The following is a 12,608-nucleotide window of genomic DNA, read 5'->3' as shown; positions in this document are numbered from 1 at the left end:
TTACGCAGGTTGTGACATCGTTTGCAACCACGGAAACAGGCGTGCCATGCCGATGTTGATTTGACACCGGGAAAGGGCATAATGGCTAGCATAACGGGCACTGCCATCCCTGCAACAGGCTCGATCGGGGGTGGCGGGCGGCGCCATCGACCGCTACCGGAGCCCGGATAACACCATTACGCGACGACGATCGCCAGGGGATGTGTGATGAAACCGCTGCTTGCCGCCGTGCCCGGGCTGTTCCTGCTCGCGCCGGCTTTGCCTTTTGCCGCCGCGCCGGCGGCACTGTCCGCCGAAGCACTCCCCACCGAAGCGCTGCCGTCCGGGCAGCCGGCGATTCCGCTGCTGCATGCGCGCTGGCTGACCCGGGACGGCGCGCCGCCCAATATCCAGGCGATGGCGCAGACACCGGACGGCTGGCTGTGGCTGGCCAGCCCCACCGGGCTGTTCCGTTTCGATGGCGTGAGCTTCAGCCCCTACCGCCCGCCGCCGGGCGTGGACATGCCGGTCAACATCCGCCGCATGGGCACGCTGCCCGACGGCCGCCTGTGGGTGGCCCCCTACTTCGGCGACCTGTATGTCGTCGATGGCGACAAGGTCCAGGTCTTCCTGCAAAAGGATGGTTTCGCGGGCGGGCTCGTGCACAACATCGCCGGCACGCGCGACGGCCGCCTGTGGCTGGCTTCCGGAAGCGGCCTGCACGTGCTCGACAAAGACGCCCGGCAATGGCGCAAGGTCAACAAGGCCGGCTCGGTGCGCGGCGGCATCTTCGCGGTCAATGTCGACGCTGGCGGCACCGTCTGGGCCCAGGGCTCGCGCGGCAATTTCCGCATGCGGCCGGGCGAGACGAATTTCACCCTGGTAGCGCCGCAGATCGTGCCGGGCTCCCTGGTAAGGGCGCCGGACGGCACCGTGTGGGCATCCGACGGCGGCGAGCGGGGCTTGCGCCGCATGGATGCCGGCGCGCCGCCGGATGCGCCGCCCGCCGCACCGGCCAATGCCCCAGCCGTTGCCCCAGCCGATGCATCGCGCGCGGCACTCGACGATGTGCTGCGGCGGATCAAGCCAGCAGAACGCTTCAGCATCGACAGCCGCGGCAATTTCTGGTTCCCGGTGTCCAACGGCGTGCTGCGCGTCGCCGTCGAGGACGGGCAGCCGCGCCTGCAGGGGTTTACGGCGCGCCAGGGCCTGAGCGGCGACCGGGCCCTGGTGGCCTTCGAGGACCGCGAAGGCAGCGTGTGGATCGCCACGCAGAACGGCCTGGACCAGTTCCGGCCCAGCCGCATGCGCGAGATCGCCCTGCCCAACTACCTGAGCGACGCCCGCCCGCTGGTGGCAGGGGCCGGCGGCAGCTTGTGGATCGACCGCTCCTGGCTGCGCAGCGCGGAGGCACCGCCGGAGACGTTCGGCCCGCCGCCGAGCGAAGAAAACCTCGTCACGCAGCTTTACCGCGACCGGCATGGCACCGTATGGGGCGGCGGGTATGGCGCGATCTGGAAGATGGATGGCCTGCGGCAGGTGCCGATAGCGGTACCGGAAGCCGTCCGGCGACCGAAATGGCTCGGCGTCTTCTCGTTCGCCATGGCTGCGGACGATGCGCTGTGGGTGTCGTTCGGGCCGGGCGGGACGTATCGCGACGATGGCGGCGGCTGGGTGCCGCATGGCGGACATGAAGCGTTGAAAGGCCTGGCCGTCACCACGATGGCGGCCGGCACCGACGGCGCCCTCTGGTTCGGCTCCACCGGCAGCGCGATGGCGATCCTGCGCGGCGGCCAGGTCAGCAAGTTCGGCCCGGCGCAGGGCCTCGATATCGGCGGCATCCTGCAGATCGTTCCCGACGCGGCCGGCGCGTGGCTGGGCGGCGACGAAGGCATCGCCCGCTTCGACGGACGGCGCGGCCAGCGCATCCGCGGCGCGAACGGCGAACAGTTCGCCGGCGCCTCGGGGATCGTCCTCGCGCCGGACGGCACGCTGTGGGCCAACACCGCACGCGGACTGTTCGGCATTCCCGGCGCCGAACTGCGGCGCGCCCTGACCGATCCCGCCTACCGCGCGCGCTACCGCCGCTATGACGAGAACGACGGCCTGTTCGGCACTGCCCCGCCGATGCTGCCGGCGCCGTCGATGGTGCGCACCGCGGCCGGGGAACTGGTCATGTCCACCACCAGCGGCGTGTACCGCTTCGATCCGGCCCATGCGCCGCGCAATCGCGTGGTGCCGCCGGTGCACGTGACCGGCATCGATGCCGCCGGAAGGACCTGGCCGGCGGCGGCCCAAGTGCGGCTGCCCGCGGGCCCCGGCAACGTGCGCATCGACTACGCCGCGCTGAGCCTGGCGGTGCCGCACCGCGTGCGCTTCCAGTACATGCTGGAAGGCGTCGACGCCGGCTGGCAGGATGCCGGCGAGCGCCGCGCCGCGTTCTATACGCGGCTCGATCCCGGCACGTACACGTTCCGCGTCAAGGCGGCCAACGACGACGGCCTGTGGAACGAGGAAGGGGCACGGGTGCGTATCGAGATTCCGCCCACCGTCATGCAGAGCGCCTGGTTCAAGGTTTTGTGCGCGGTGCTGCTGGCACTGGCCGCGTTCGGCCTGCACCGGCTGCGCCTGCGCATGGCGCTGCGGCGCATGACCCGTACCTTCGAAGCCCGCGTGGCCGAGCGCGAACGCATCGCGCGCGACCTGCACGACACGCTGCTGCAGTCGGTACAGGGCCTGATCATGCATTTCCGCCGCATCGCACTGCGCACGCCGGAAGACGCGCCGACCCGGCCGATGATGCAGGAAGCGCTGTCGCTGGCCGCCGAGGTGCTCGAGGAAGGCCGCAGCAAGGTGGGCGAACTGCGCGTGGACGAACAGCTGCCGGCGCCCGATGGCGGCCTGGCGGCGCACCTCGACGCGTACGGCCGCCGCCTCGTCGCGCCGGGCACGGCGGCGTTCGAGGTGATCCGCGACGGCACGGCGCGGCGCCTGCATCCGCCGGTGCGCGACGAAGTGCTGGCGATCGCGCAGGAAGCGGTGCGCAACGCTTTCCTGCACGCCCGGGCCACCCGCATCGAAGCGACGCTGCATTACGGCGAGCACGAATTCGCGCTTGCCGTGCGCGACGACGGCACCGGCATCGATACCGAGCAGCGCCAAGGCCGCGCCGGGCACTGGGGCATTCCCGGCATGCGCGAACGCGCCGCCGGAATCGGCGCCACGCTGGAACTGGCCGGCGCGCCCGGCCAGGGCACCTGCTGGCGCCTGCGGATACCGGCGCGGCTGGCGTATGCCGGCGACGCCCCGGAGGATGCAGGCGACGCGTCCGCCGAGCGCGAGGGAGCACTGCGATGAGCGAGGCGGCAAAGCTGCGGGTGCTGGTGGTCGACGACCATCCGCTGATGCGGCGCGGCATCGTCGGCGTGCTCTAAGAAGCCGGCGACATCGTCGTCGTGGCCGAAGCCGGCGATGGCCTGGCCGCCCAGGACTGCTACCGCGAACTGCGGCCGGACGTGACGCTGATGGACCTTTCGATGCCGCGCTGCCACGGCGTCGACGCGATCCGCGCGATCCGCCGCGGCGATCCGCAGGCCTGCATCCTCGCCGTCAGTACCTATGCGGGCGACGGCCAGGTGCACCGCGCGCTGGAAGCGGGGGCGGCCGGCTACGTGCTGAAGAGCGAACTGTGCGCCGGCGTGGCCGACCTGGTGCGCTCCGCGCACGCCGGCAGGCGCGTGCTGGCTCCCGAGCTGACGCGCCAGCTCGCGGCAGGCCGGCAGGAACAGCTGACCGCGCGCGAACACGACGTGCTGGCGCTGGTGGCCCAGGGTCTCGGCAACCGCGACGTGGCGCACCGGCTCGGCATCGCCGAGGAGACCGTCAAGAGCTATCTCAGCAACGTGCTCCAGAAGCTGCAGGCCAGCGACCGCACGCACGCGGTGGTGATCGCGCTGCGCCGCGGCATGCTGGACTGAGGCGCCGGCGGCTGGCCCGCCACGAAACGCTGGAGTTACCAGAACAGCAATGCTAGACTTGCCGCCCGCGCCGGCCCGGCGGCATGTGTTTCACTCTCCAGCCTCCCATGGATTTCATCAGAAAAGTCTCGACCCTGCTCTGCCTCCTTGCCGCACCGCTTGCCGTCACCGCCGACGAAGGCACGGTGCTGCCCTCGCTGCCCGCGCTGCTGCTCGACCGGCACCAGCTCGTCACCGTCGATGGCGAGCTGGGCGAAACGCCGTGGCAGGCCGCGCCCGAGTTCGCCGACTTCCACCAGTTCCTGCCCGAGAACGGCAAGCCGCTGCCGGCCGGCCTGCGCACCAGCGTGCGCCTGCTGATCGACGGCGATGCGCTGATCTTCGGCATTCGCGCATGGGATGGCACGCCGGCCGGCATGCGCAGCTCGCTGGCGCGGCGCGACAAGGTCGCCCAGGACCAGGACTTCATCGGCATCTGGCTCGATCCCACCGGGCATGGCCGCGCCGCGCAGTTCGTCCGCGTCAACATCGACGGCGTGCTCAGCGACGGCATGTACCGCGCCGACGAGGACGAGGACGACCTGGGCCCGGATTTTCCGGTCGATGCGGCGGTACGGCGGCTGCCCGACGGCTACAGCATGGAGATCCGCTGGCCGCTGTCGAACCTGCGCTTCCCGTATGCGGACGGCAAGGCCTGGCGCCTGATGATCGAGCGCAGCGTGCCGCATGCGGGCGGCCTGCGGCTGACGAGTACGCCGCTGAAGACCGGTTCGCTCAGCTACATCGACGCGCTGCAGGAAATCGGCGGCATGGGCGGCACCGTGCAGGCCGTGCGCGACCGCGCCTTCCTCGAGCTGAAGCCGGAGCTCACCGTGCGCGCCAGCAGCGACCGGGACGATAGCGGCCGGCGGCACGGCAACCAGGCCAGCCTGGGGCTGGAAATCAATGCGCGCCCGCGCGCCGACTGGGTCTTCAACGCCACGCTCAATCCCGATTTCTCGCAGGTGGAAATCGACGAACCGGTGCCGACCGGGGCCAGCCGCATCGCCCTGTCCCTGCCGGAGAAACGCGGCTTCTTCCTGGAGAGTGCCGACGTGCTGGGCCTGCCGTTGTCGGCGTTCTATTCGCGCACGATCGCCAGCCCGCAGTGGGGCCTGCGCGGCACGTGGCGCAATGCGCAGGCCGATGCCACCGCGATGAGCCTGCGCGACGAGGAAGGCGGCGTGGTACAGCGCGGCAGCGTGTACGAAACGGCGGAGTACGCGCAGACCCGGCGCACGCTGGCCAGCCTGGTGCGCGCGCGCTGGCATCGCGACGGCATGCTGCTGGGCGCCTTCGTCTCGCAGCGCGGCTACGGCGATGGCGGCAGCAACGCGGTGGCCGGCGTCGACGGCCAGTGGCGCGGCGGCGGCAGGCAGGCGTCGTGGCTGCTGATGCACTCGCAGAACAGCGCCGCCTTCGCCGACAAGCCGCGGCAGGCCACGGTGAAGGTGCCGGCGCGCCGCGGCAGCTATGGGCAAGGCAGGTATGTGCACATCAGCGACGACTGGTGGAACGAGGCCAAGGTCGAGGCGATCGGCCCCGGCTTCGTCAACGACAACGGTTTCGTGCCGCAGGCCGGCGTGGTGAAGACGGACATCAACCTGAACCGCCGCCTCGGCGAGCACGACGTGCCCGCATCGGCATTCGGCGCCGGGCCGCTGAAGCTGTACGAACTGGAAGCGCACCTGGGCCTGCACGAGATCCGCACGCTGTCCGATGCCACGCTGGGCCAGCAGGCCAACCAGATCGTCGAACGCAAGGTACAGCCGGGCATCTGGTTCCGCGCCGGCCGCCAGACCGACCTGTGGGCCAACCTGGGCTTCGACCGGCAGCGCGCGCGCCGCGACGGCAGGCTGCACGACACGCGTGCGCTGCACTTCGGCTTCGCGTCGTCGCCGCTGCCGTGGATGCCGGTGCTGAAGGCCGAGGTCACGCTGGGCCGGCAGCTCGACGCGGATGCCGACCGGGTGGGCAATGGCGGCAATGTCGTCGTCGATGCCGGCTTCCGTTTCCCGCTGGGCCCGGCCGGCCGCGGCTGGGCGATGGAATCGGACGTGCGCGTCAACCGGGCATGGATCGAAGGTACGCGGGGCCGCCCCGCGTTCGCCGACAACGGCTGGCGCTGGCTCGGCATGCTGCACTTCACCGCCAGCGATTCGCTGCGCCTGCTGGCGCAGAATACCTCGTCGTCACGGCGCGACGACGGCGTGTCCGGCCTGGCGCCGTGGGCCGAGCGCGGCTCGCACCGCTCGCTGCTGTACCGGCACCTGTGGCGGCATGGCCGTTCGCTGTCGGTGGGCTACGCGCGGGACCGGGCCAGCGCGGCCAATACCGTCAACGGGGCGCTGACGTTCAAGATGCAGTGGGAGGTGTAGGGAGGCGGGAGCACGGATGGCGCCGTGTCATCCTGCCGTCACAATCCCCCTCTACGCTGCAAGCTGGCACTTCATCACGAGGCACCGGCATGAATCGAATCGCTTTCGCACTCCCCGCCGCCGGCGATGCGGCGGCCTGGATCGCGCTCGGGCTGGTCTCGGCCATGGCAGCCTGGCTGCTGCGCGATGGACTCCGGCTGGTTGCGCACCTGCGCGCCGCGGACAGCCTGATCGCCGCCGGCATGCCCGAGCGCGATGCGCTGCGCACGGCCGGCTGCCTGTTCTGGCAACTGCCCTGGTACCAGCGGCTGTTCCGGCGCTATCCCCAATTGCAGACCTGAATGTCATCGGGCGGTCAAGAATGCGGCTTATCGTTGGCAATCCGGTTGCCGGCTGCGCCGTGCGCCTCAATCCTGAAAGAATCGCGATGGAAGAAAAGGTATACAACGTTCTGTTTCTGTGCAGCGGCAATGCCGCGCGCAGCATCATGGCCGAAGCACTGGTAACGACGATGGGCAATGGCAGGTTCCGCGGTTTCTCGGCCGGCAGCCGCCCGGGCGCCAGCGTCGATCCGCTGGCGCTTGAACAGATCCGGCCCACCGGCTATCCGCTCGATGGACTGCGCAGCAAGAACTGGGATGAATTCGCGCCGCCGGATGCGCCGGTGATGGATTTCATCTTCACCGTGTGCGACGAAACAGCCGGCGAAGAGTGCCCGTGCTGGCCGGGCCATCCGATCACCGCGCACTGGGATGTCGAAGATCCGGCGATCGCGGGCAGCGAAGAGCAGATGCACGCCGCATTTCACCGCGCTTTTCACCAGATCCGCGCACGCATGGGCATTTTCGTCAGCCTGCCGCTGCACATGCTGGAAAAGAATGCCATCCACCAGCAGGTGACGGATATCGGTCGCGCCGCCGCTTGAGGCGCGGCGCAGTGGGCGGCGATCGGGCCAGCGGCCAGGCCAGCGATCAGGTCAGATTCACCGCCAGCACGAAGGAAATCTTGCCGACATCGGCGCCCTTCTTTTCCACCGTGACCGATTGCAGGACCGGCATCACCAGCGACGTACCCGGTTCATAGACTTCGCCATGCTGCAACAGGTAGCGCATATCCGGCTCGGCTACCTGGAAGGGTTCCAGCGAATATGGCACGTCGGCCAGTACGCATCCTGCTTCCAGCAACTTCTGCATTACCCGACGGCACGCCTCATCAACCGGCGCATCCGCTACCGCCACTTCCATTACCGTTGTTCTCATCTTCGACCTCCTCAGCGAGCTACCCGGCGCGCCACACGAGGTGATGCGCGCCTGCGGGATCTTCGCAACGGCTACCTGCTCCGATGACCGGTGCTGCTAGCGTTATCAGTGCTGCGTCTGGAGCATTACTTGGAGGGCTCGAAGTATGACGGATTTATGACAAATAGTAAATATTTCCTTACATCATGAGGGGCTTTTTGCGCACGCCGGCGGTCACAGCCAGCCCGCTTTCTTGAAGCGCCGGTACAGGTAGCCACAGACTGTCGCCATCGTCAGCAGCGCGAACGGATAGCCGTATTTCCATTTCAGCTCCGGCATGAATTCGAAGTTCATGCCCCACACCCCGGCAAATGCGGTAAATACCGCGAAGATCGCCGCATAGGATGCCAGCTTCTTGCTGATGTCGTTTTCCTCGATGGCCACCATCGACAGCGTGACCTGGATCGCGGTATTGATCGTGTCGCGCACCGCGTCGAGCCGGCCGGCAATGCGGAACAGGTGGTCGTGCACGTCGCGGAAGTAATCCTGCGTACTGGCCACCACGCTCGGCACGCGGCCGCCGTGCAGCCGCCCCACGGCGTCCATCAGCGGGATGACCGCATGGCGCAGCACCAGCGCCTTGCGCTTGAGCGCATACAGGCGCTCGACGTTGGCGCGCTGCGCATCCTGCTGGCTGAAGATGTGGTCTTCGATCGATTCGAGCTCCGATTCGAGCATGTCGACGATGGGGAAGTAACGGTCGACCACGGCATCGACCAGTGCATACAGCACGAAGCCGGCACCCTTGCCCAACTGGTGAGGCTCGCGCTCGGCGCGGGCGCGCACGCCGAGGAAATCCTGCCGCGAATCGCGCCGCACCGACAGCACGTAGTTCGGTCCCGCGAAGACGGCCAGCTGGCCGACCTTCAGCTCGTCGTCTTCCAGTTCGACGATGTGGACCACCATGAAGATGCTGGCCCCGTACTCCTCCATCTTGGGCCGCTGGTGACCGCGCGCGGCATCCTCGATGGCCAGTTCGTGCAGGCTGAATTCGTCCTGCATCACGGCGATTTCGTCGACGCCGGGATCGCGCAGCGCGACCCAGACGAAAGTCTCCGGTTCTTTCAGGTACTCGCTGATGTCCACCACGGGAACATCGGTCAGTTTCTTGCCTTCCTGGTAGGCAACGCAATTGATCAGCATGGATGACTTGCAAGCGGTTGTACAAAGCATGAGCTTACAGCATTGCTGATGTTGCAAAAAAGCGTCAACCCGCCCCCAGCCGGCAAAAAGACGCTGGAAGCGCTACCAATCAACATGATTGCGCTATTCATTTCAATCCAGTGACTTACAGGGCGCCGTCGAGAAATCAGGCAGTCTGATATCGAATTGGATATCGATCTGCCGTTATAAGTTATTGGATTAGCGATAAAACAAGGTCTAGATTCGCTTTCACGGCCAGAAATATTTCAGCGCACTGAAGATCGCGGTGAAACGCTCAGCCGCATGAGCGATGGTTGCGCATATCATTTTTGATGCTCGCTATCACGGCGAGACCAGTTCAACGAAAGGAGACCATGACAAACGACACGTAGTACCAAATGCAGATGTTGTTAATCCAGCAATACCAATCCAGTAGAACATGCGGCACGGACCACCGGCCGACAGCGCCCTTCGAGGCCAACAATAACGGAGACATGGATGAACAAAAAAGTTGCAGGCGCCGCCCGGCGCCGCTTGGGCCGCGACGCGCTCGTACTGAGCGTTATCTCGACAATCGTCGGCAGCGCCTTTGCCCAGTCGCAGGCCGACACGCCGCCGGGACCCGTTCCCGCCAACACCAACACCAACGCCAACGCCAACGTCAACGCCAGCTCCGGCACCACGCCGGCTACGGCCGGCAGCCCGGCCACGGTCGTGCCGACGGTGACCGTCAGTGGCTTCCGCAGCTCGCTCGGCCTGTCCGCCGCCGAGAAGCGCGACAACATCGGCCTGTCCGATACCGTGTTCTCCGAGGACATGGGCAAGTTCCCAGATCCGAACATCGCCGATGCGCTGTCGCGCGTGCCCGGCGTGCAGGTCACCCGTGCCTCGATCGACGGCGAAGGCATGAACATCTCGATCCGCGGCATGGGCCCGGCATTCACCCGCGTGCTGCTGAACGGTGCGCCGATGGCGTCGGCATCGGCCGGCAGCTGGGGCGGCAACATCAGCGCCAACCGCGAAGTGGACATGGATTTCCTGCCGTCCGAACTGTTCCGCAGCGCCAGCGTCTATAAAAGCCAGCAGGCCAGCGTGATCGAGGGCGGCATCGCCGGCACCGTCAACATGCGCAGCGTGCGCCCGTTCGACAAGCAGGGCCTGCGCTCGGCCTTCACGCTGTCCGGCAATTACCGCGACCGCGACGGCAAGTGGGGCAATACCGGCTCGGGCCTGATCAGCAATACCTGGAACAGCAGCACCTTCGGGCGCTTCGGCATCCTCGGCGGCGTGGCCTGGGGGAACACGAAATACAAGACCGACGCCTTCCAGACCGTGGACATGCGCAACCTGCAGCTGAAGGGGTTCCAGGCCAACCCCGCCGACAAGGCCAACAGCACCGGCGGCGGTTCGCAGTCGACGCCGGACACGGTGCCTTCCGGCCTGCCGCTGGCTTCCCTGCCCTCGTATGCGCAATCGGTGCTGGTGCCCGGCAAGCAGATCGATCGCGCCATGCTGCTGGCGCTGAATCCCGGCGCGACGATCCAGCAGATCGACAACGGCCTGATGGGCCGCCTGGGTCGCCACATCATCTACCAGGGTGAACGCAAGCGCGCCGGTGAAGTGATCAGCGTGCAGTGGCAGCCAAACGACCAGTGGGACATCTACCTCGACACGCTGTTCGCGCAAAAGGAGAACAGCATGCTGTCCGAAGGCATGAACGTGGGCACGCGCGCCAACACGCCGATCCCGATCGGCCTGGAATTCGACCGCAGCGACTGCACCACCGGCTGTGTGATCACCAAGGGCACGTTCGCCAACACCTTCTGGTCGCTGGAGTTCCGGCCGATGAAGGAAAAGACCCTGTTCCGTAGCTTCAACCCCGGCTTCGAATGGCGCCCGGCGGACAAGTGGACGGTCGACGGCCACGTGAACTACACCAAGAGCACGTTCTGGCGCGACATGCCGACCGTGCTGCTGGCCACCCGGTCGGCGAACTCGGTGATCGACTACGACAACACCACACCCGGACAGACGCCTACCTATACGGGCAACCTGGACGTCAACGATCCGTCCAACTTCGGCTGGTACCAGGCCGGCCAGAATCTGTCCGGACTGCGCATGGACCTGTACGAGCGCACCAATACCACCAAGGGTTCGCGCCTGAACGTGGCCTGGGGCGACAGCGACCTGTCGCTGAAAGTGGGTGCGGCGTGGGATGACATCGAACGGCGCTACCGTGGCTACAGCACGGCCGATGCGTGGATGAACGTCGCCTGCGGCAACAACGTCAACGCGCGGCTGTTCGGGCCGAACCCGCAACTGCGCACGCCAGGCTGCGACGGGCGCAGCACGCCGGGGCCGATCGCCGATGCGGCCACGGCATACCCGGGCTATGGTACCGGCTACACGGCTGGCGGCCCGCCGCTGGCGTACCTGGGCTCGGTGGTCCCGAATGCCGCGGTGCCGAACTACGCGCACGCCAGCGACCATGGTTTCATCACCGTCGACTGGCCAAAGTTCGCAAAGGATACCGATTACCAGTACTTCCGCGACAATATCTACAACGGCTTCAACAGCGGCAGCGGCGGCTACATCCGCGAAGTGGTGTCGTCCGCCTATGCGGAAGTCAATGGCCGCGCCCAGGTCTTCGGCCGCACGCTGCGCTACAACGCCGGCCTGCGCCATGCGCGCACCAAGCAGACCATCGGCGACCTGTCGTCGGTGGCCGATCCGCGCAACGCCGGGCTGCAGGCCGGCGGGCTGTATCCGAACGTCTCGTCGTGGGCTTACGAGACGGTTCACTACAGCAATACGCTGCCGTCGGCCACGCTGGCCTACAACATCACGCCGAACACGATCTTCCGGCTGTCCGGCTCGAAATCGCTGACGCGCGCCAACCCGGCCGACCTGCGCCAGACCCGCGTTTCCATCGGCGACCAGGGCGCACGCCAGGGCAACCTCACCAACCCGAACCTGAAGCCGTTCGCCGCCAACAACTACGATGCCGGCATCGAGTACTACTTCAGCCGCGAAGCCTACGTGGCGGGCAGCGTGTTCGCGAAGGACATCACCAGCCGCCCGGGCCTGCGCGTGCTGCAGTACACGCTGGCCGAACTCGATGCGATGTACGGCACCATCGGCCTGACGGATGCGCAGCAGGTAGCGGTCGACGCCAGCGGCGGCCGGGCCAACCACCTGGTGGAAATCACCGCGCCGTACAACATCGATACCAAGCTGAAGGTGCGCGGCGTGGAGCTGACATGGCAGCAGCCGCTCGACATGCTGCCCGTGAAAGGCTTCGGCTTCACCGGCAACTTCACGTACACCAAGCAGACCGACGAAGCGGTCAACGCGCCGCCCGTCTCCGGCGTGCCGCCGCGCACCAACAACTTCACGCTGTACTACGAACGCAACGGCCTGTCGGCCCGCGTATCGCGCCAGTACACGGCATCGCACGTGGTCAATACCAGCACGGGCCTGTCGGTGGACGGCGGCGCCTACGCGTACACGACGGAGCGCAAGCAGGTCGACCTGTCGCTGAGCATGAACCTGAAACGCATGTTCAATTTCGCCTACAACACCGACGTGACGCTGTCGGCCTGGAACCTGAACAATGCAATCAGCCAGACCTATACGCAGTTCAGCAATGCGATCTACGACGAGTACAAGCCGGGCCGCAGCTACACGGTGTCGCTGCGCACGGCGTTCTAGTTTCAGTATCAGTTTCAATGTAACGGTTCATGGTCTCGCTCCGGCGAGTTGGCGGCCCTGCCATCACGGGGCCGCATTTTTTT

At 67.0% G+C, this 12,608-nt stretch carries 8 protein-coding genes; 6 read left to right on the top strand and 2 right to left on the bottom strand.

Annotated elements, in window-relative coordinates:
* The first annotated feature begins 207 nt into the window (after positions 1–207).
* From ACY34H_RS26240 to ACY34H_RS26220, 5 genes are all read left to right on the top strand, one after another.
* Positions 208–3,336 carry a sensor histidine kinase gene (locus tag ACY34H_RS26240; protein WP_464980376.1) on the top strand — a complete coding sequence of 1,043 codons (3,129 nt, stop codon included), beginning with the start codon at positions 208–210 and terminating at the stop codon, positions 3,334–3,336.
* A gap of 98 nt (positions 3,337–3,434) precedes the next feature.
* On the top strand, positions 3,435–3,956 hold the full coding sequence (locus ACY34H_RS26235) for a LuxR C-terminal-related transcriptional regulator (RefSeq protein ID WP_464980375.1): 522 nt from the start codon (positions 3,435–3,437) through the stop codon (positions 3,954–3,956).
* A 107-nt stretch (positions 3,957–4,063) separates the two neighbouring features.
* Positions 4,064–6,373, top strand: coding sequence for a DOMON domain-containing protein (locus ACY34H_RS26230; protein WP_464980374.1), 2,310 nt, complete (start codon positions 4,064–4,066; stop codon positions 6,371–6,373).
* A gap of 89 nt (positions 6,374–6,462) precedes the next feature.
* Positions 6,463–6,714: a hypothetical protein gene (locus tag ACY34H_RS26225; RefSeq protein WP_464980373.1), complete on the top strand. Its 252-nt coding sequence runs from the start codon at positions 6,463–6,465 to the stop codon at positions 6,712–6,714.
* Between the two features lie 86 nt (positions 6,715–6,800).
* Positions 6,801–7,298: an arsenate reductase ArsC gene (locus ACY34H_RS26220; RefSeq protein WP_464980372.1), complete on the top strand. Its 498-nt coding sequence runs from the start codon at positions 6,801–6,803 to the stop codon at positions 7,296–7,298.
* Between the two features lie 46 nt (positions 7,299–7,344).
* Here ACY34H_RS26220 and ACY34H_RS26215 read toward each other — a convergent pair whose 3' ends face one another.
* Positions 7,345–7,632: a hypothetical protein gene (locus ACY34H_RS26215; RefSeq protein WP_464980371.1), complete on the bottom strand. Its 288-nt coding sequence runs from the start codon at positions 7,630–7,632 to the stop codon at positions 7,345–7,347.
* A gap of 213 nt (positions 7,633–7,845) precedes the next feature.
* A complete protein-coding gene (gene corA, locus ACY34H_RS26210; RefSeq protein WP_464980370.1) occupies positions 7,846–8,814 on the bottom strand; it encodes a magnesium/cobalt transporter CorA in 969 nt (322 codons plus the stop codon).
* A gap of 498 nt (positions 8,815–9,312) precedes the next feature.
* Between corA and ACY34H_RS26205 the strand changes: the two genes are divergently transcribed.
* The gene (locus ACY34H_RS26205) at positions 9,313–12,525 is read left to right on the top strand and encodes a TonB-dependent receptor (protein WP_464980369.1); all 3,213 of its coding nucleotides are present in this window, start codon (positions 9,313–9,315) and stop codon (positions 12,523–12,525) included.
* The last annotated feature ends 83 nt before the right edge of the window (positions 12,526–12,608 follow it).

The sequence above is a fragment of the Pseudoduganella sp. jia 9 genome (genome assembly GCF_055502615.1).
Note: the sequence above shows the minus strand (reverse complement) of the source record. Positions and strands in the feature narration are given on the sequence as shown.